At 41.1% G+C, this 20,300-nt stretch carries 20 protein-coding genes and 2 tRNA genes; 11 read left to right on the forward strand and 11 right to left on the reverse strand.

All coding sequences use genetic code 11. From position 1 onward, the window contains the following. Positions 1-28 precede the first annotated feature (28 nt). The 5 genes from BWP33_RS03145 to BWP33_RS03165 all read right to left on the reverse strand — a co-directional run bounded on the left by BWP33_RS03145 (position 29) and on the right by BWP33_RS03165 (position 4,741). The gene (locus BWP33_RS03145; RefSeq protein WP_002642957.1) at positions 29-727 is read right to left on the reverse strand and encodes a LutC/YkgG family protein; all 699 of its coding nucleotides are present in this window, start codon (positions 725-727) and stop codon (positions 29-31) included. Further along, on the reverse strand, positions 724-1,479 hold the full coding sequence (locus BWP33_RS03150; protein WP_002642956.1) for a (Fe-S)-binding protein: 756 nt from the start codon (positions 1,477-1,479) through the stop codon (positions 724-726). Before BWP33_RS03150 ends, BWP33_RS03145 begins: the two co-directional genes overlap by 4 nt. Positions 1,480-1,911: 432 nt before the next feature. Next, complete coding sequence (locus BWP33_RS03155) at positions 1,912-3,030, reverse strand: glycerate kinase (protein ID WP_002642955.1); 1,119 nt, start codon at positions 3,028-3,030, stop codon at positions 1,912-1,914. Positions 3,031-3,141: 111 nt separating this feature from the next. Next, positions 3,142-4,023, reverse strand: coding sequence for an IS982 family transposase (locus BWP33_RS03160; RefSeq protein ID WP_104930280.1), 882 nt, complete (start codon positions 4,021-4,023; stop codon positions 3,142-3,144). Between the two features lie 82 nt (positions 4,024-4,105). Then, a complete protein-coding gene (locus BWP33_RS03165) occupies positions 4,106-4,741 on the reverse strand; it encodes an N-acetylmuramoyl-L-alanine amidase family protein (protein ID WP_002642953.1) in 636 nt (211 codons plus the stop codon). A gap of 132 nt (positions 4,742-4,873) precedes the next feature. Between BWP33_RS03165 and BWP33_RS03170 the strand changes: the two genes are divergently transcribed. From BWP33_RS03170 to BWP33_RS03180, 5 genes are all read left to right on the forward strand, one after another. Next, positions 4,874-5,665, forward strand: a complete 792-nt coding sequence (locus BWP33_RS03170) for a phosphatidate cytidylyltransferase (protein WP_002642952.1) — start codon at positions 4,874-4,876, stop codon at positions 5,663-5,665. Positions 5,666-5,919: 254 nt separating this feature from the next. Further along, on the forward strand, positions 5,920-6,141 hold the full coding sequence (locus BWP33_RS12710) for a hypothetical protein (protein WP_002642951.1): 222 nt from the start codon (positions 5,920-5,922) through the stop codon (positions 6,139-6,141). Further along, a complete protein-coding gene (locus BWP33_RS12715) occupies positions 6,128-6,793 on the forward strand; it encodes an RNA-directed DNA polymerase (RefSeq protein WP_483409503.1) in 666 nt (221 codons plus the stop codon). Before BWP33_RS12710 ends, BWP33_RS12715 begins: the two co-directional genes overlap by 14 nt. Next, positions 6,759-7,406 carry a hypothetical protein gene (locus tag BWP33_RS12720; protein WP_211206398.1) on the forward strand — a complete coding sequence of 216 codons (648 nt, stop codon included), beginning with the start codon at positions 6,759-6,761 and terminating at the stop codon, positions 7,404-7,406. The genes BWP33_RS12715 and BWP33_RS12720 overlap by 35 nt, the downstream gene beginning before the upstream one ends. Before the next feature lie 77 nt (positions 7,407-7,483). Continuing rightward, on the forward strand, positions 7,484-7,675 hold the full coding sequence (locus tag BWP33_RS03180; protein ID WP_002642948.1) for a hypothetical protein: 192 nt from the start codon (positions 7,484-7,486) through the stop codon (positions 7,673-7,675). Here the strand turns inward: BWP33_RS03180 and BWP33_RS03185 are convergent. Both BWP33_RS03185 and BWP33_RS03190 read right to left on the reverse strand, forming a co-directional pair. Beyond that, positions 7,627-8,160 (reverse strand): hypothetical protein, encoded by a 534-nt coding sequence (locus BWP33_RS03185; RefSeq protein WP_002642947.1) that lies wholly within the window; start codon positions 8,158-8,160, stop codon positions 7,627-7,629. The two genes, BWP33_RS03180 and BWP33_RS03185, sit on opposite strands and share 49 nt — an antisense overlap. Before the next feature lie 107 nt (positions 8,161-8,267). Further along, positions 8,268-8,714: a surface-adhesin E family protein gene (locus BWP33_RS03190; protein ID WP_002642946.1), complete on the reverse strand. Its 447-nt coding sequence runs from the start codon at positions 8,712-8,714 to the stop codon at positions 8,268-8,270. A 265-nt stretch (positions 8,715-8,979) separates the two neighbouring features. Between BWP33_RS03190 and BWP33_RS03195 the strand changes: the two genes are divergently transcribed. From BWP33_RS03195 to BWP33_RS03205, 3 genes are all read left to right on the forward strand, one after another. Continuing rightward, positions 8,980-9,064 (forward strand) — tRNA-Leu (locus BWP33_RS03195). A 292-nt stretch (positions 9,065-9,356) separates the two neighbouring features. Then, entirely contained in the window at positions 9,357-11,435 is a 2,079-nt protein-coding gene (locus BWP33_RS03200) for an autotransporter assembly complex protein TamA (protein ID WP_002642945.1), read from the forward strand. A gap of 351 nt (positions 11,436-11,786) precedes the next feature. After that, the gene (locus BWP33_RS03205; RefSeq protein WP_002642944.1) at positions 11,787-12,827 is read left to right on the forward strand and encodes a zinc-dependent alcohol dehydrogenase family protein; all 1,041 of its coding nucleotides are present in this window, start codon (positions 11,787-11,789) and stop codon (positions 12,825-12,827) included. A gap of 341 nt (positions 12,828-13,168) precedes the next feature. Here BWP33_RS03205 and BWP33_RS03210 read toward each other — a convergent pair whose 3' ends face one another. The 4 genes from BWP33_RS03210 to BWP33_RS03225 all read right to left on the reverse strand — a co-directional run bounded on the left by BWP33_RS03210 (position 13,169) and on the right by BWP33_RS03225 (position 17,091). Next, positions 13,169-13,873 (reverse strand): SAM-dependent methyltransferase, encoded by a 705-nt coding sequence (locus tag BWP33_RS03210; RefSeq protein WP_002642943.1) that lies wholly within the window; start codon positions 13,871-13,873, stop codon positions 13,169-13,171. Positions 13,874-14,057: 184 nt separating this feature from the next. Beyond that, positions 14,058-14,771: a hypothetical protein gene (locus tag BWP33_RS03215; RefSeq protein ID WP_002642942.1), complete on the reverse strand. Its 714-nt coding sequence runs from the start codon at positions 14,769-14,771 to the stop codon at positions 14,058-14,060. A gap of 36 nt (positions 14,772-14,807) precedes the next feature. Beyond that, complete coding sequence (gene plsX, locus BWP33_RS03220; RefSeq protein WP_002642941.1) at positions 14,808-15,872, reverse strand: phosphate acyltransferase PlsX; 1,065 nt, start codon at positions 15,870-15,872, stop codon at positions 14,808-14,810. 298 nt (positions 15,873-16,170) lie between these two features. Next, positions 16,171-17,091 (reverse strand): CobW family GTP-binding protein, encoded by a 921-nt coding sequence (locus tag BWP33_RS03225; RefSeq protein ID WP_002642940.1) that lies wholly within the window; start codon positions 17,089-17,091, stop codon positions 16,171-16,173. A 107-nt stretch (positions 17,092-17,198) separates the two neighbouring features. On the opposite strand from BWP33_RS03225, the gene mnmE reads away from it, so the two are divergent. From mnmE to ubiM, 3 genes are all read left to right on the forward strand, one after another. Next, positions 17,199-18,572, forward strand: a complete 1,374-nt coding sequence (gene mnmE, locus BWP33_RS03230; RefSeq protein ID WP_002642939.1) for a tRNA uridine-5-carboxymethylaminomethyl(34) synthesis GTPase MnmE — start codon at positions 17,199-17,201, stop codon at positions 18,570-18,572. An 84-nt stretch (positions 18,573-18,656) separates the two neighbouring features. Beyond that, positions 18,657-18,732: transfer RNA gene (locus BWP33_RS03235), tRNA-Lys, on the forward strand. Positions 18,733-19,066: 334 nt separating this feature from the next. Continuing rightward, positions 19,067-20,251 carry a 5-demethoxyubiquinol-8 5-hydroxylase UbiM gene (ubiM, locus tag BWP33_RS03240; RefSeq protein ID WP_211206396.1) on the forward strand — a complete coding sequence of 395 codons (1,185 nt, stop codon included), beginning with the start codon at positions 19,067-19,069 and terminating at the stop codon, positions 20,249-20,251. Positions 20,252-20,300 lie beyond the last annotated feature (49 nt).

The following is a 20,300-nucleotide window of genomic DNA, read 5'->3' on the forward strand; positions in this document are numbered from 1 at the left end:
TGTCAATTCTTCAGGCAGCCTGAAATATTTATTCTGCCAAATCTTCTGCTTTTACGCCTTTGGGCAAAATCGCTAAAATGACCATATCTTTGGGGCCGTGTGCGCCATAAGCCAGCGTTAATTGAATATCTGCTGTTTTAGATGGCCCAGACACCAACACCACATTCGTAGGCATATCTTCTGCCATTTTTTCGCCAATCATTGCCGCGTAAAATGTGTCATACATTTTGCTCGCGTCAAACAACGCAATATGTACTGGTGGAACAAGGCTTTGCGTACGTGGTTCAGCGGGTGTGGGGAATAACATTACCGTACCTGTGTGCGCGATGCCACAACGAACATCAGTAAAACCAGCTTGGATATCCGCAAAAAATTCATCTTTCCAATCTTCAATCACGCGGTCAAAATGTTTGACTTGCGCCTTACCAGCAGCCTGAACCGCTTTGATGGCTTTTTTGCCGCTTTCGGTTTGTGTGGGCAACAGAATATTTTGCAAATTTTTTTGTTCAATCACTTGGTTTAATACATCTGTCCAATTTTTTTCGGTTACCCAAAAAATTTCAGTTTTTACCGCCCGCATGGTTTTTGCCCAATGTTTCAAGCGAGCGACATCGCTTTCCCAAGTTGGGGTCATTTCTGCATAATATTCAGCCACTTCAGGTTCACGCAAGACGGTAGCATTGGCAGCTTTTAGTTTATTTAAAATATTGTAGCGAGCGGCACTCATGCTTTACCTCCAGTGCGTTTTAATAAGAATGATGCGATGTGTTGTGGGCGTGGCATATTGGGTTCATCTTTGGCGATTTTGCCACCGATATTCATCATACAACCGCAATCCGCGCTGACAATGGCGGTTGCGCCTGTATCTTTAAGTGCTTGGACTTTGTCGGTAACCATTGCGCCAGAAATATTAGAATGTTTCACGGAGAATGTGCCACCGAATCCACAACATTCGCTTTCGTGGTCATGTACCACGCGTTCTACGTTTTGCAGGCTGTCAATTAATTTCCAACCGCTTGTGTGTACGTCCATTTCACGGCGTGCTGCACAAGACGTGTGGACGGCGACTTTAATTGGTTCGCCTTGGTCTTTGGGTTCATAGCCGATGTTGAGTAAAAAGTGGGTAAATTCCACTACACGGTCGGCGATTTGATTGGCTTTGGTTTCGTACTCGCTGCCTGCAAACAATTTGCGCCAGTGCAGAGCCATCATGCCACCGCATGAACCTGATGGCACAACAATCGGATAATTTTCGGGGAATAAATCCAGTTGTGCTTTAGCCACTTCAAAGGCTTCTTTTGGGTGTCCAGACGAATAAGCTGGTTGACCGCAGCAACTTTGTTCCATAGGAAAATGGACTTTAATACCTTGTTGTTCAATGAGTGTAATGGCGTCCATGCCTGCTTCGGGCATAAACATATCCAATACGCACGTTCCGAAAAAATAAATGTCGGTTGGTTTGGTTGAATTTGTGTTCATTTTTTTGCCTTTCGGACGATTTTTGTTTGTGCTTTGTAAAAAGATGATTACTTTAAGTAATCGCCTGTAATTCGTCAAGTACTTAAACCACTTTAATTTTGCCTGTAACCGCTTGGGTAATTAGGGCGGTGCGGTATTCTTTTAGGTGGTTTATGGCTTGTTCAACTTTATCGTGTAAGCGGTCAATTTTGTGGGTTTTTTGGTCTAGGTAATTGGCGATGGTGGTTTGCTCGGGAAGTGAGGGCAGCCAACCAAAAGTATTGGGACAATCCTAGATAACTGGGGGAAATTCACTTTTCAGTTAGAATATTCCCTTATCAACAAAAATACCGCTGCCTGAAATCTTGGCTGTGAATACAGGTTATTTAAAGATAGAAAGCTAGGATTTTGTAAAGGTTTCGGGCTGAAAATTCAGGCTGAAAATATTATTGATTACAAAGCCCATATTGCAGCAATAGCACGTGCGGTGCGTTCTACATTTTGCTCGGCATTGGCCAACACATCGGGCAAACTTGCCACACGGTCAATGCTCGGGAACACCGCCGCAAAACCCAACGCATACAATTCATCTACATCCGCCACGCTGCCTGCTAAACCCACTACAGGCACACCGTATTCTTGCGCCACACGCAGTACGCCCAACGGTGCTTTGCCAAAAGTCGTTTGACCGTCCATGCAGCCCTCACCCGTGATAACCAAATCTGCTCCGGATATTTTATTTGCTAATTCGGTTACTTCTAGAACAATGTCAATCCCCGAACGCAATTGCGCTCCCAATAAAGCACGTAAGCCAAAACCCAATCCACCAGCTGCACCACTGCCTGCTTCATCGCGAAAATCTGTACCGTTACGCGCCAACACGTCTGCAAAATTCGTTAAAGCCGTGTCTAATTCACGAACCATTTGAATATTCGCGCCTTTTTGTTTGCCAAATACAGCACTTGCCCCCGAATCGCCACACAACGGATTGACCACATCGCACGCCGCCACAATCTCACAATCGTCTAGTTCATATAAACTGCTAGACGTATTGACTGCCGCCAAATAACGTAATGCTGCGCCACCGCGTGGTAAATCACGCCCCGCCTTATCTAGTAAGCGAAAACCCAACGCTTGCGCCATTCCTGCGCCGCCATCATTGGTAGCAGAACCGCCAATCCCCAAAATAATCCGTTTGATGCCCCGCCCTAACGCATCAGCAATCATTTCTCCTACACCATAAGTACTGGTTTTCATTGGATTTCGTTCGGCTGGTGTGAGTAAATGTAATCCAGCTGCTTCCGCTATTTCCATTACAGCCGTACCGTTGGGTAACACGCCATATTTTGCCAATACTTGTCGCCCCAATGGATCAGATACGCGTACATTTACCCATTCGCCACCACAAGCCGACACCAAAGCCGCCGCTGTGCCTTCACCACCGTCAGCCATAGGGATTTGAACATATTGAACATTGGGAGCAATTTTCGCAAAACCACGTTGAATAGCTGCACACGCCTGTGGCGCAGTTAAACTTTCTTTAAAAGAATCTGTAGCAATGACAATTTTCACAATATTAACTTTCTGAAAAATAATGAACACATTATTATCGTCAAAAACAGGCTGCCTGAAAACCCATATATTGTTTTCAGGCAGCCTGAAAGGCTAATTTTTACGCCATTCTCAACACCCAATTAACCCAGCAAATTGAGTAATTGGGTGTTGAATTTGTTGATTCAGTAAACAGCAAAAATTATGCGATAAAATTTTCCGAATAAAACGGTTAGATTGGTGAAACAGATTTTTTGTACGAACTATTTCCATGTTAAATCTCTCTGTTAATTGACCAATAACTGTTTCAATCATACGGCGACTATTTTTTAGCCATTTGAGAAATTGAGGACTTCTGTCATCTTTCATATTGCTACGATAAGGTGTTTGTAAATTAATATGGCTTTGTTTCATTTCATCTTTTAATTCAGAACTTAAATACCCTTTGTCCGCACCAACAAACCCTGTTTTGCCTTCTAAAAGTTCAGGTAATACCTGCCGTTCATCAACATTGGCAGCTGTAAAAGTAAAGGCTTTAATCATACCTGAGCGAGTAATCAAAAGATGACCTTTAAAACCATAATAGGTCTCTTTTTTGGAAGCGCAATAACCGAACGTCGCATATGCACGAAAATTTTGATGGCGTTTAGCTCGGGCAAATTTACAGACTGCAATAGGAAAGGCATCTGCATAATACTCTGTTTGCTCACACCAATTTGCAGTGATTTTTTGATGCATTTGTTGTTTAACCCAATACAAATTGGCACATTGTTTGGCAAAATTAGGGTAAGAGCCTAAATTGGGAAACCAATTTTGCCAATGTTGTTTGAAATATTGCCAAATTTTTTTATCGGTATCCATACCGAGAAATTCGCCAACAATTTCCATACAAATCAGTTCACAATCTGAAAGTTTGGGTGCAAAGCCACCTTGTCTTAATGGTTTTTGAACGAGCTGATTGTATAAAGCATCTACCATTAGATACGTTTTAATGATAAATTCGTCTTGGGGCATAACTGTCTCTCTTTCGGATTATCTTGACGGGTATCTTTAAGAGTGGGGTTATGCCCCTTTTTATTCAATTGCCATATCTTAATTAGATAGAGTTGAGAATGGCGTAATTTTTATATTTTGTTAAACCATTAGAAACCGATTGTGCTAATTTTTTTGATATTTCTCGTTGATATTTTGGATCATTCAATTTTTTTAAATCATTTGGATTATTCAAATAGCCCATTTCCACTAACATGGAAACACAACTGGGCTTTTTATCGCGTATCACTCTGAATCTAGATATTTTATAACGGCGTTTGGGATTTAATGCGCGTTGTGTTGCTTGTGCAATTTTTCTGGTGCGAGTATTGGCAGTGGGATACACATGAACGGTTGCGCCTTGAGCTTGTGTTTGTTTTTCCTGCCGAGACGCATCAATATGCACCGAAATAAAAGCGTTTTGACACAATTGTCTGCCTTTTAACAATCTTGTATTCAAATTTAAAAATTGGTCTTTCGTTCGTGTCATGGCCACATCGTGTCCATGCGTTCTAAATTCTTGCGCCACTTGTTGGCTGATTTTTAGTGTCAGATTTTTTTCCAAATACGTTACGCCATCAAATGTTCGTTTTGCGCCAGGGTCGTGTCCACCATGTCCAGCATCAATCACAATGCTGGCCGCCCACGCCACGTGAATCGTACAAAAAAGCAGCAACGCTACTTTTATTAAAAATTTCATATAATCAATCCCCTCTTTAAATTAAGTGATGATTTAATTATAGCGAAAATGTTTTTCAGGCTGCCTGAAAATACTGTTTTAACGTATAATTTGTGTGAAAACTGTTTACTTTTTGAGACAAGGCGATAAAAAATGTTGAAACAACGGATTTTGACAGCATTAATATTATTACCCATTATGTTGCTGATGTTGCTGTGGGCGAATCAGGCGATTTGGGGATTATTTTGTGGACTGATTGCGCTGTTGGCGTTGTGGGAATATGGGCGGATTGTGGGCTTCTCACGCACCACACAACGCAGTTATCTTATCGGGACTGCGTTTTTTTTATTAACCGCATTAATGGGGGATTGGGCATTGCCTGCGTTTGTGTGGTTATTGGCGTTGGCGTTTTGGTTGGTGGTTATGCCGATGTGGTTACGCAAAAAATGGATACCGCAAGATGTGTGGGCAATGGCGTGTGGTTGGTTATTGATGCTGCCATTTTGGTTTGGTATGTTGCTGCTTCGCCCTGAAAATGAGTCGGTTGCGTCATTGTTGTCGGTGATGTTGCTGGTGTGGATTGCGGACAGTGGGGCGTATTTTGTTGGGCGTGCATGGGGAAAACACAAGCTTGCGCCTGTAATTAGCCCGAAAAAAAGTTGGGAAGGCGCAATTGGTGGTTGGATAATTGTGTTGATTTATATGTGTTGGGCGCGAGAATGGGGCTGGCTGGGCGTGAAAATGAGTTGGTTTGGCACAATGTTGTTGTCTACGATTTTGGTGGCGGTAAGCATTGGTGGTGATTTACTGGAGAGTTGGCTAAAACGCGCACATGGCGTAAAAGACAGCAGCCAATTATTACCTGGGCACGGTGGTGTATTTGACCGCATTGACAGTTTAATAGCGGTAATAGTGGTTTATTCAGCCATGATGGTTTTATGGTAAAGTAAAACATCCTCAATCAACAGCCCAGTACCGCATCTCTGTTGTATTTTCAGACGACCTGCGCAATCAAATACTCGCCACCATCACCGCCCTGAATAGCGACAAAACCCTATTGCACTACCTGGTGGAGATTTGCCAGCGGTAGTCGTTGGGAAAACGGGATAGGAGTGTGGGGTATGTGGCGGGGTTGTTTGGGGAAGATTAAAAAATAAATAATAGATGTGTAAGTACTTTTATGATGGGATAAACAATAAATGAGTCGAAAAAGCATTTTAGAACTGAACGCTAATGAAGCAAGGCAATTCTTTTTGAAACATGAAAGCTATTGCAACATTGATTTACCTAAATATTTTTCATTCTCTGAATTATTAGAGAAAATATCTAATGAATATTCAGGGAAATCGTTGGGAGATTTTTCAGACAAAAAGAAAATGACGAATTTAGATGATGTGAATTATCTTTATATATGCCAATAAAGATGGGAAATTATCATGGAGACCATTGCAGATTATAAATCCTTTAGTATATGTGGCATTGGTACATAAAATTACCGAACAGGAAAATTGGGAAAAGCTACAAGCAAGATTTGAGAAGTTTAGTAAAAATGAAAAAATAAAATGCTTAAGCATACCCATTCAATCAGATAGTCAACAATCTGACAAAGCTCAGCAAATTTCAAATTGGTGGGCACAAGTAGAACAGCAGTCTATTTTGCTCTCATTGGAATATGACTACATTTTTGATACAGATGTGGCAGACTGTTATGGTTCAATATATACGCATTCGATTGCATGGGCGGTAGAAGGCAAGAAAATCGCTAAAGCAAATAGAAACAATAATTTGTTAGGTAATTTTATTGATAAAAGCATTCAAAATGCACAAAACCAGCAAACAAACGGCATTCCACAAGGTTCTGTTTTAATGGATTTTATCGCTGAAATTATATTGGGTTACATTGACAGGATTCTAGGTGTTTTCTTAAAGAAGCAAAAAATAACGAATTATCAAATCTTACGTTATCGTGATGATTATCGAATTTTTGTTTGTAATCATAATGATGGTGAGAGCATTCTAAAAATATTGTCTGAAATATATGATGCCGTTTGGCTTCAAGCTGAATGCAAGTAAAACAAAAGGAAGCCAAGATGTTATTACTCAATCAATAAAAAAGGACAAACTGGCTTGGTTGGCTATTCCTCAAAATAATCGAATCAGTTTGCAAAAGCAACTTTTGCTTATTAGACAGCATAGTATCAATTATGCTAATTCTGGTAGTTTAAATACCGCATTGAATAAATTTGATAAACAGATAGAGAGAATTAGAAATAAACAAGGAAAAGTGCGTAATATAGAGCAGCTTATTAGTATTGCAACAGATATTGCATACCATAATCCGAGGGTAATACCAGTGTGCTGCGCAATCATTAGTAAATTACTTTCAGAATTAGATGATAGTAGACATATGTCTTTATTAGTTTATAGTAAATTAAGTAGGATTTCTAATTCAGGATTTGCACAGATTTGGTTGCAAAGAATGTTGAAAGATAATTTAAGTGAATTTAAGTTTTCTGAAAAAATATGTGAATTGAATAATAGTCAGATAAGTTTGTGGAATTACGACTGGGTAAATAGTCAGGATATGTTAAATATATTGAAGAACACTTCTATTTTCTTGCAAGCAGAATTCGATAGATTAGATAACATTATTCCTAATAATGAAATTGATCCTTTTGATTATTAGCAAATAAATGTAGATGTCTGATTTTAGGTAGTCCTAACCATGCCCTAAAAACGCGCTCAAACTCCCAAGGAGTCCGCATGCGCAAACTGCAAAACACGCTCTACATCAGCACCCAAGGCAGCTGTCCGCATAAGGAGCAGGAGACGATCGCGCAGTTATTGGTAAAACAGAAGCATTCAGGCAGCCTGAAAGTTTTTTCAGGCTGCTTTTATGGTGTGAATTATTTTATGGCTGAATGGGTTTGGGTTTTCACAGCTTGCGTGGTTTGATTTTTCACGTCTTCAGCAGTAGTTTTTTCAGTTTTGGTTTCCACAGCCTGTGTGGTTTGATTTTTCACGTCTTCGGCGGTGGTTTTGGCGGTTTTGGTTTTTACCGCATCTTTGATAATTTGTGATTTAGTATTTGATTTGGTGGTTTTTTGGGGTGTGGACACACCATTCACAGCTTCCCAAGCCTTATTCAATCGCAAACCTGCATCTTTCAATTTAGCGTCATAAGTTAATTGTACTTCTTCGCGCAACATAAATTCAGTGCGTAATTTATTAACTTCTAATTGAGTATTTTCCAACTTTTTTTCTGCTGATTTCAAACGAGCTTGCAAATTGGTTAAACTGGCACTGTCATTGGCTTGCGCTTTGAGTAGATTTTGATAATTCATTTGTGCGGCTGCCAATTCATTGGCTTGTTCGGCATTGCCCGCATGAGCCACAGGCAGTAATAAAATTACCGCCCAAATTAAAGAACGCTTTTGCATGATAATTCCTTAAATTTTTGAAACAATTAAATGTTTATAAAATCTGTAATTTTATCATGCCCAACCAATCAATTGATTGAAAAAATGCAAGTCCAAAAATGCGTTATTTAGCGACAAGCTACGGCAAACTGCCTATCTGCCATTGTTCCGCGTTGAATGGGCATAGGGGGAATGGGATTGGTAGTGTAGCGTTCTTGCGACACAATTTTACCTTTATCGTCTAAAAACTGCACGGCGGTTAAGCGAAAACTGTGATTTTTGCAATTAAATTCCCAATCGCTCACAGCAACTTTAAAATAAGGCGTATCGCTGTATCGTTCGCGTTGCGGGTTAATAACGATTTTACGGTCGCGCAACCACGCTAGATTGCCATTTTTTTTCAGGCTGCCTGCATCGTAAGACACGACTATATTACCGTTATTAACGTTGCCCAGCGGTTTCCATGAACCTGCGACTTTGGGGGCATTTCTCACGGCTTGACTGGTGCCATTGCTGCCGCACGCCGCCAAAACCAAACCCACTAATAACATGCCAACATATTGAAATAAACGCATCGTCATACTCCATCAAAATTTAGAATAAAAAATAAAAGTGTGTTCCATTGTGGCAAAATCTAAATTATCTTGCAAATTTTTCCACACGAAATCAGAAAACTTAACAGGCAGCCTGAAAAAAAATAAAATAAATTTTCATAAAAATAAAATAGTTAATTAATAATTTGAAAAATAATCATACAAAGCACTTGCTAAATTTTGTGGATTCTATATAATTCAAAACTTCAGTGCAGCGCAAATCAAAAAACAAAGCATTGAACCACCAGCCCAGGTGGCGAAATTGGTAGACGCAGGGGACTCAAAATCCCCCGCCGCAAGGTGTGTCGGTTCGAGTCCGACCCTGGGCACCAAAATTCTTAAACTCCCGAGTGGGAGTTTGATTTTTAGTTTCATCTTAAATTACTCCTTTTTTACTCCAATTAGGTTTGTCCCACTTTTGTGGGACTTTTTTTATTTCAGGCTGCCTGAAGTCTTGAAATCATGCTATCTGTGTTAAAATCCAAGATTCCATTTTGTTATTGTAATAGTCGTTTAAAATTAAAAATACTACTGCGTGTTGCCACACACAGTGGATGTCGTCATCTCGTATCATTTTTATTTGAGTCCACTATATTTTTATTTTGAGTTTGAGAAAGAATTGTGATGAAATTTCGCCGCACCCCACTTGTTTTGGCATTGATGTTGGTTTTCCAATCATATTGCGTTCGTGCTGATGATGTGGTGAACACTCAACTACTCAAAGCGACTGGCGCAAAAGTCGCCATAGAAACCGCCGATTATGCCATCAATCAAATTCAAAATAATAATAATCAAAATGATAACGAGCAAATTGATTCGCAAATATCCACCCAAAAATCTTCAGGCAGCCTGAAAGAAAATTCCCCAGAATCCACAACCCAAAGTGATACCACTGTACCCAAAAAACGTAGCTGGAAATTTTGGAAAAAAGACCGTGAACAAGAAGCCAAACAAGAAGCCCTTGAAATGGTTCAGGAAAAAGAATTAACACCAAAGTATCCTATTAAAGTCCATACAGAAAAACAAGAAATTACCGAATTACTGGAAAAACATTTACCCATCATCAGCTACCAAAAACGTGAAGAAATGGATGATGAGCAAATCAGCTATTTGGTAGAAGATACTCCCAAAGATGTCCAAAATTTGGTGCGTACCGAAGGCTATTTCAACGCTAAAACCCAAATCACACCGCAGCCTGAAAAAAAAGGGTATCGCGTTGATGTGAACTTGGGAAAACAAACCGTGATTGATAATGTAAACGTGGCTTTGGTGGGCGATGTTTTGCAAGACAATGCGTTAGCTAGCTATTATAAACAAGCACTTAGTGGCTGGAAATTGCCAGTGGGCGCACAATTTCGTCAGGAAGATTGGGGCGCGAGTAAGGTGTCCGTGTTGGGTGCGGTAACGCGGAAAAAATACCCATTGGCGCGACTATCGCAAACGCAAGCTACCATCAACCCAAACACCCAAACAGCGGATTTAAATGTGATGGTGGATAGCCATCAGCCTATTTATTTTGGTGATTTGCAAATTTCTGGCAATCAGCGTTATCCGCAATCGGTCATCAGTGGTTTGGCGGATTTTAAGGCTGGTGATGCGTATGATTTAGATAAATTGCTGGATTATCAACAGGCTTTGGAAAGCGACAGCCATTATTCTGGCGCATCGGTGCAGGCGGATTTTGATGCAATGGTGAATGACCGTGTACCTGTGAAAGTGGCGGTGTCAGAAGTAAAACGACAAAAAGTTGAAGCTGGTTTGAGTTTTGATTCCGAATATGGATTGGGCGGCAAATTAAGCTATGACCACTACAATTTATTTAATCGTGGTTATGTGGGTTCGGTATCAGTGGAAGCGGACAAATATCAAACCTTATTTGGTTTAGGAATTAGCCAACCACGTGATGCAAAAGGACAGTATTTTACCAGTAATGTGAGTTATAACCGCAGTACCACGCAAAATTTAGAAAAACGCGCCATCAGTTCGGGAGTCTGGCATGTCCACGATAAAAATGACACGGAATTGCGTTATGGTATTGAGTTTATTGGAGAAGATTCTCGCGTTCCTGATGAAAACATTGAATTGGGCAAAAGTTTCGCTACCATGCTCACCGTACAGTGGAAACGCCATAATTTAGAAACCCAAATGCGTCCACAAAATGGTTATTATGCTGATGTGAAATTGGGGACAACTTTAGGAAAAGTGTTATCGTCTGCAATGATGATGCGTGGAGTGGCGAGTGGCGGTTATTATTTTACGCCTGAAAACAAGAAATTAGGCACATTGGTAACCCGTGGCAACATCGGCTACGTTTACACCAACAAAGACGAAGTCAATGGCGAAGTGCCTACCAGTTTGATGTTTCGCACAGGTGGCGCAAGTACAGTACGCGGTTACGAATTGGACAGTATCGGCTGGCGCGTCCCAAATAGTAACACCGTGCTGCCTGAAAGAGCCATGGCGGTCGCCAGTGTAGAATATCAATACCCGATTCAGAAAAAACTCATGGGGCAAGAATTTGCGGTGGCGGTATTCCACGATGTGGGCGGTACGTCAGAGACATTCCAAGACATCAAATGGAAACACGGTACGGGTTTGGGATTGCGTTGGTACAGTCCAGTTGCGCCATTTTCGTTTGATTTAGCGTATGGTCATCAGGATAAAAAACTCCGTTGGCATATTAGTTTAGGAACGCGTTTTTAAGAGCCTGTATTCATAGCAAACGTAAAATGGATTTTTGTCATCTTGTCCTATTTTTATTTGAAACAACTATATGGTGAATTAAAATTGCCATTCCCTAGCGTTACCTACGTCCTTATGTACTATTCGTACACGGTGGACGTGGTCGCCTAGGGAATTTTTATTTGAAACGACTCACCAAGGTTTCAGGCAGCCTTTTTGTGAATTTCTATGTAATGTTATTGTATAACAATTTGATATAAAACAATTTTTCTGTAAATTACTTTGACAATTAAGCATCAAAAGCGAATAATCATTTTCTAAGAAATTAATCAGTTTCCCTTTCTTTTCAATCAATATGATAGGAGCAATTCCATGAAAGCCATGGTTTATTACGGCGAAAATGACATTCGTTTTGAAGAACATGCTAAACCCACCCTTATTGAATCTACCGATGCCATTGTGCGCATTACGAAAACCACTATTTGTGGAACAGATTTGGGTATTTGGAAAGGCAAAAACCCTGAAATTGATGCAGGTCGTATTTTGGGGCATGAAGGTATTGGGATTGTTGAAGAAGTCGGTGCAGGTGTCAAAAATATCAAAGTCGGCGACAAAGTAATCATTTCATGTGTGTCCAAATGCTGCACTTGCGACAATTGCAAACAGCAATTGTATTCACATTGTCGTAACGGCGGTTGGATTTTGGGCTACATGATTGATGGCACGCAAGCTGAATTTGTTCGTACACCTTATGCAGATAATAGCTTGATTGTATTACCTGATTCTGTAAATGAAGAAGTAGCGTTGTTATTATCGGACGCGTTACCGACTGCCCACGAGATTGGTGTGCAATACGGCGATGTCAAACCAGGCGACACGGTATTTATTGCGGGTGCGGGTCCTGTGGGTATGTCGGCGTTGTTGACTGCACAATTGTACAGCCCTGCTACACTGATTGTGTGCGACATGGACGAAAACCGCTTGAAATTGGCCAAAGAATTGGGCGCAACACATACCATTAATCCAGTATCAGGCGATGTATCTAAACAAGTATTTGATATTGTAGGACAAGATGGCGTAGATGTAGCGATTGAAGCAGTTGGTTTACCCGCTACTTGGGACTTGTGTCAAGAGATTGTGAAAGCTGGCGGTAATTTGGCAGTAGTAGGCGTTCACGGAAAACCTGTTGATTTTAAATTGGAAAAATTGTGGATTAAAAATTTGAAAATCACAACAGGCTTGGTTAATGCCAACACCACCGAAATGTTAATGAAAGCTATTTCAACCAGCAGCGTGGATTACACCAAAATGCTGACACATCATTTTAAATTCAGTGAGTTAGAACAAGCATATGACGTGTTCAAACACGCCGCCGAACACAATGCCATGAAAGTTGTTTTGACGATGGATTAAGAACCTGTGTTTCACAGCCAAGCGCGATGTCTTTTTGTCCCAGTTGGTACGTCTGTTGCGTTGAATTTCAGATCAATAGATAAAATTCGCCTTACATTCGTACCAACTGGAACAGAAATTCATTTTACGTTAGCTGTGAATACAGGTTCTAAAATTTTGGCGTGATTCAGGCAGCCTGAAACCTTTGCAAAATCCTTATTTTTATCAAAACTAGAAATTAAAATCTAAATTATCAATTAGATAAAATTTTAAGATTTTTGTTTTTGAAGGGGTTGCAAAGGTTTCGGTCTAAAAAATCAAAATTCATTTTAAAATCATCAAAAACAAGTTTTGCAACAGTTTTAGCCAGCGTGTAACACAAAAATGGCTGGGCGTTTTTTCAGATTGGGTAATTGTGCCAATTTACGCCAGTCGGCGACGGTTTTGCTGATGATTTGCTGGCTGGGCAACGTCAAATCACACGCCACACACAACCGCGTTTCAGGCTGTAACACCGCCAACGCATCCGCCAATAAAGCGTCATTACGGTAGGGTGTTTCAATGAAAATTTGTGTTTCTTGGGTTTGACGCGAACGCATTTCCAAAGTTTTCAGGCTGCCTGAACGCCCATCTTTGTCTACTGGCAAATAACCTTTAAAAGCGAAACTTTGCCCATTTGCACCCGATGCCATCAACGCCAACACAATACTGGTTGCCCCCACCAATGGTTTCACTTCAAAGCCTTCGCGATGCGCCAAAGCCACCGCCTGTGCGCCAGGGTCAGCAATTGCAGGGCAGCCTGCTTCACTGACTAAACCCATGTCGCGCCCATCACGCAAAGGCTGCAACAATGCGACAACATCATTGGTTGGTGTGTGTTCATTGAGTGTTTGCAAATTCAATTCACGAATCGGCGTGCTGACAAAATGCTTGAGATGAGCGCGAGCAGTTTTTTCAGCTTCTACAATAAAATCAGTCAGATGACTAATTTGTACCAATTCATGTGGCAGCAAACAAGGCGCATCTGGTGCACCCAATGGTGTGGGAATCAGGTAAAGTGTTGGCATATTTATTTGAATGGTTTTGTTAAGAAAATTTGTCAGGCTGAAAACATATTTAAAAACCTGTGTTTGTCAGATTGATAACTTGATTTTTTGACCATTTTTGCGAATAAAAGGCGGCTTTTAAGCCAACGCAATAGACGCATGAAGTGGCAATAAAAGCAAACTATTAAGATTATGAACACAGATTCTAAGATAAATCCAATGAGTTTTTAGCAAATTGTTGCTGGCTTGGCGCAAGTGAGCGCACATAATCATTCACAATTTTACGAATTTGAGCATCTTGTTTCATATTCGATTGTAATGACCATCTTGCCGCCATATACGTCAAATTTTGATTTTGATTGCGGTTATTGGCTTGATGATTAATGACCAAATCCACCAATTTGTGGATGGCTTGCGGATTACCTGTAGCAAAAAAGGTTGTCCACAACACGTCCAAATCACTGGGCGACAACAATTCACGATTTAAAGGTTCTTTTAAATCAGGAAGTTGTGATAATTCATAACGTTCCGATTCGGTTAGTTCCAACGATTTCAGGCAGCGTTTAGCTGAAGACGTATCCGCAAATTGAAAAAAAGGAGCAATATCAGCATGCTGATGTTTTTCTTTCATTTTTTTACACCAGCTTCGGGTACGAAATGGGTGTTGTTTAATGATTTGTGCGCCCCACAGCCAAGTATTCAAACGTGCTTGGCTTTGCGTTTCAAACACAGGCAAATCAATCAATTGATTTGATAATTCAAATGCGTGCTTGACATCTGGATGCTGATAATAAGTTTGTACTTGTTTAGCAACCAGTTCGCCATCTGTATCTTCATTTAAATCAATAATATCATTATGTTGTGCTTGTGCCAGTGTGGTTACCACACACATTAGCAATATTGCCGCCTTATGTTTCATGGAATTATCCTTAATATAATAAAATTTGCAGGCTGTTTAAACTTCACTTCCTGTCATACTGGCTTGTTCTGCCAGCATTTTTTTCTCTTGAAATTGTGTTAATTGTGTAGCAACACTTTGTTCAATTTTATGTAAACTATCAGCTTGCGCTTCATGGAATGCTTCTTCCAACGCGTAGGCAAAGCCCACTGCATCCGTGCCACCATGACTTTTAATCACCACACCACGCAAACCCAAAAAAATCGCACCATTAAAGCGACGCGGGTCTAATTTTTGTTTGAATCCGTTTAATGCAGGTTTGGCAGCCACGCCGCCCAGTTTCGTCCAAAGATTGCGATGAAATTCGGTTCGGATTTCATTGCCCATGAATTTTACTGCACCTTCAATGGTTTTCAACACAATATTGCCAACAAAACCGTCCGCGACCACAACGTCAACTTCGCCTGTGAATACGCTGTTACCTTCAATATTGCCGATGAAATTCAAATTACTGTCTTTGAGTAATTTAAACGTTTGCTTCACGGCTTCTGTGCCTTTGATGTCTTCCGTGCCGATGTTGAGTAAACCCACGCGTGCTGGCACTTTTTCAGGTTTCAACGCTGCCACCAATTCGCTACCCATCACTGCAAATTGAAACAATTGTTCGGCGGTGCAATCCGCATTCGCGCCCAAATCCAACATCAAGGTCAAATGCCCATTTTGTGCGGGCAAAAATTTAGCGATAGCAGGACGTTCAATACCGTTGAGTGTTTTTAAAACAAATCGGGCGGTTGCCATCAATGCCCCCGTATTGCCTGCAGATACTGCCGCTTGGGCTTTACCATTTTTCACTTGTTCAATTGCCACACGCATAGAAGAATCTTTTTTATTTTTCAATGCGGATTGTGGGGCTTCGTCCATTTCCACGACTTGTGTGGCATGAATAATTTCAATGCGATTCAAAGGCGCGTTTACTGCCGCTAAAGCCGCGTGAATACTTTGTGCATCGCCAACCATAATCAAATTAGCATCGGTTTGTTTGGCAAGAAAGGCGGCGGCGGCTGGTGCAGTAACGCCTAAACCAATGTCGCCACCCATCGCATCAACAGACAAGGTAATCATATTTGTATACTTCTTATTAAAAATGTTTTATTTTAACGCATTTAGGCTATTAAAGAATATTTTATTGACAAAATAATTAAATTATCTCATTTTCAGGCTGCCTGAAAATCAGAGCCTGTATTCACAGCCAAGCGTGATATCTTTTACCCCATTTAGCACGCCTGCTGCGTTGACTTTTATGCCAATAGGAATGCTATTGGCATAAAATTTGCCTGACATTCGCACCAACTGGGACAACAAAAAGACATCGCGTTTGGCTGTGAATATGAGTTCTCAGGTTTTAGGCTATTAGAGTGGGCTATTTTTTTTCCAATGCATCATTTAATCGGCGTTCGATTTCATCGGTATCAAACGATTTTGCGATTAATTCAAAACGACTGTCGCGTCGCCATGAAACCTGATTCGCGCCCCATTGCCCATCAACCCAATTCAACCAAACCCAAGTATCCAATACCTGAAACACGCCTTTTGCACGCACCAAATCCTGCGCTAATTTAGGTAACTCATTAAAAAAATTAGTGATTTTTTCGCCATCAAAATTGCGTCCTGCAGGAAACGTGAAACCTTGTGATTGATAACCCATGGTGTTTTCAGGCAGCGTTTTGATGCGATAACGTGATTTTTCGGTGGTGGGTGTGTTGAGCCACTCTAATTTTACTTGAGAATTTTCTACTTCTACAATCAATGATTTAGGTGGAAACAATTGGGCTGCCTGAACGCGAAATTGTGCCAATTGTTCGGGTGTACACAAATCAATTTTGCTGGCAAGCAACACATCACATACGCAAATTTGGTCTTTGTAAAGTGCGTGATTGGCATAATTCGGGTCAATAAATTGGCGTGGATCAACCACGGTAAACACTGCCGCAATGTCTAATTTATCTTGAAATTCAGGGGCTTTTAATTCGTCAATCACACCAGCCGCGTGCGCCAAGCCACTGGCTTCAATCAACATACGATGGGGCTGATTTTGTTTTAACATTTTTTTGACGGTGTCGCCCATTTGTGCGCCTGCTGTGCAGCACAGGCAACCGCCTGAAATTTCCGCCACAGGAATACCATTGTCTGATAATACCGCACCATCAATGCCAATTTCGCCAAATTCATTCACAATAATAAGCCATTGTTCGGATTCTGGTTTTTGTTCAATTAGGCTGCGAATGGCAGTGGTTTTGCCTGTTCCCAAAAAACCTGAAAATAGATGCACTTGTGTCTTCATATTTTTGTCTTTCTGTTGTGTGAAATCGGGCTATTTTAATGGATTTTTCGGCTAATTTGATATAATGATGTCTTGTTTACTTTCAGGCTGCCTTACGCAATTTTCATATGAATACCACACATTCTCCTACTATTGCCGCCATCGCCACCGCATCAGGGCGCGGAGGCGTTGGCGTTATTCGTTTATCTGGCAAAGACTTATTGCCATTCGTTCAACGCATCACAGGTGGCAAAATCCCCAAACCACGCACCGCGTTGTATACCGATTTTTTAGACGCACACGGCAAAACCATTGACAATGGCTTGTTGTTGTATTTTGCTGCGCCAGCCAGTTTTACAGGCGAAGATGTGATTGAATTACAAGGGCATGGTGGACAAATTGTCTTGCAAATGTTGTTGCAACGTTGTTTGGAGTTAGGGGCGCGAATCGCTGAAGCAGGTGAATTTACTAAACGTGCTTTTCTCAATAATAAGATTGACTTAGCTCAAGCTGAAAGCGTAGCGGATTTGATTGACGCATCTAGCCAACAGGCAGCGCGTATGGCGATTCGGTCGTTAAAAGGTGAGTTTTCCAATCAAATTCATCAACTTGTGGAAGATTTGATTACGCTGCGAATGTTGGTGGAAGCCACATTGGATTTTCCCGAAGAAGATATTGATTTTCTACAGAGTGCCGATGCTAAAGGAAAATTACGTGCATTGCAAAACCAATTGGCTCATATTTTAACCAATGCTCAACAAGGTGCGATTTTGCGCGAGGGCATGACGGTGGTGTTGGTGGGTGCGCCGAATGTTGGAAAATCCAGTTTGTTGAATGCGTTAGCAGGCGATGATGTGGCGATTGTAACCGATATTGCAGGCACAACACGCGACACTGTGCGCGAACAAATCACATTGGACGGTATTCCCATTCACATGATTGATACTGCGGGCTTGCGCCAAACCAATGATATTGTGGAGAAAATTGGTATTGAGCGCAGCGAAAAAGCGGTTCAAAATGCCGACATTGCCCTGATTTTGATTGACCCTGATAATGGTGTTAATGAAACCACGCGAGAGATTCTTTTCAGGCTGCCTGAAAACCTAAAACGCATTGAAATTCAAAATAAAATTGATTTGCGAAACGAACAACCCGAACGCGTGGATAATCTTTCAGGCAGCCTGAAAAGTGGCGCGGACACATTGATTAAATTGTCGGCGAAAACAGGAGCAGGTTTGGATTTGCTGAAACAAGCATTACTGGCACAAATTGGCTGGCAAGGCGAAAGCGAAGGCTTGTTTTTGGCGCGGACGCGGCATTTGAATGCGTTGGAAACGGCGCAATTTGAGTTAAATTTGGCGGCGGATTGTGGTCATCATCAGATTGAATTGTTGGCGGAACATTTGCGTTTGGCGCAGATGGCGTGCAGCGAGATTACGGGTGAATTTACTGCTGATGATTTGTTGGGTGTGATTTTTTCGCGCTTTTGTATTGGAAAATAAGTTGCAAAAATAGTGATTTATTGAAATGCTGTGTTAATTTACTTGACGAATAAATCATACATTTATATAATTCTAATCTTTATTGGGTCGTTAGCTCAGTCGGTAGAGCAGCGGACTTTTAATCCGTTGGTCGAGCGTTCAAATCGCTCACGACCCACCAAGTTTTACAAGCCTAAACAGTTGTTTAGGCTTTTTCTTTAATATTCTAAAATTGTTGTTAGATTTTTGTTATTGTGTTCCAATTTGTGGTGTTTGTTTTCAGTTCAACAGGATAGGGCGATAATGCCCAACGTGTACACTTGCTACATAAGGTCGTTAGCAATGCTGTATTAATTTGAATTTAAAGCACTATACTTTATCTAAATGAGTGGGCCCATCAAAACTAAATCCCATTGAATCCACCCATTAACCCAATCAACACTATACGAATCCAAACTGGCACGACTATAATATGATTTTCTTATTCAATTTCAATTTTAAATAGAAAGAGTGGATTGACGATGGATACCGATATTATTGTTGTGGGCGGTGGTCCTGCTGGTTTGGCATTTGCCAGACAGTTTAAAAACAGCCGTTTACACGTTACCGTGATTGAAAAAGCCCCATTGGAAAGCCTGCAGAATCCTGCTTACGATGGGCGTGAAATTGCCCTAACGCATCTCTCTCGCGAAATCATGCAAAAATTAGGTATGTGGCAACGCATTCCCGAAAATGAAATCTATCGCCTACGTGATGCCAAAGTCTATAATGGCACGTCCGATTACACATTGCATTTCCCCGAACCCAAAAAAGCACGTGGTGGCGCAACCGATCGTTTGGGTAATCTGATTTCTAATCACAATATTCGCCGTGCTGCTTATGAAGAAGTCGCACAAATGAACAATGTGGATTTGCGCTGTGGTGTGGGCGTGAAAAAAGTGGAAACCAGTACCAATCAAGCCATTGTTGAATTAGAAAATGGCGACAAATTAACTGCTAAATTATTGGTAGCAGCAGATAGTCGTTTCTCACAAACTCGCCGTCAATTAGGCATTGCGGCAGATATGCACGATTTTGGTCGCACCGTGATTGTGTTTCGCACCAAACACACCATCTCAAACCAACACACCGCCAATGAATGTTTTTTCTATGGACGTACGCTCGCCTTATTGCCACTGGAAGAACATTTAACCAATTGCGTGATTACCATCAAAAATACGCACGCACACGAATTACTGGACATGACTCCAGAACAACTCGCCCAAGAAGCACAAAAAATGCTTAAAGGCAAACTGGGTAACATGGAAAGTGCAGGCACGGTACACAGCTATCCATTAGTAGGCGTACACGCACAAAAATTTTACAGCACACGCAGCGCGTTAATTGGCGATGCGGCAGTGGGTATGCACCCCGTCACTGCCCATGGTTACAATTTGGGTTTAGAAAGTACCGACATTTTGGCCAAATTAATTTTGCAAGCCGAGCAAAAAGGACGAGATATCGGCGAAGTAGGCTTATTAGAAATGTACAACGTGAAACATCAATTGCACACACGCCCACTGTATCACGGCACTAATGCGATGGTTACGTTCTTCACAACCGACCATGCGCCTGTAAAATTGTTGCGTGATGCAACTTTACGCGTAAGTAACAATTTACCACCACTGAAAAAATTAATCAGTAAGCAATTAACAGGTTAACTCTATACACAATAGTCAGCCTGAAACCGAATTTTGCGCTACAATTTGC

This window comes from Simonsiella muelleri ATCC 29453 (genome assembly GCF_002951835.1).
GTDB classification, from domain to species: Bacteria; Pseudomonadota; Gammaproteobacteria; order Burkholderiales; family Neisseriaceae; genus Simonsiella; species Simonsiella muelleri.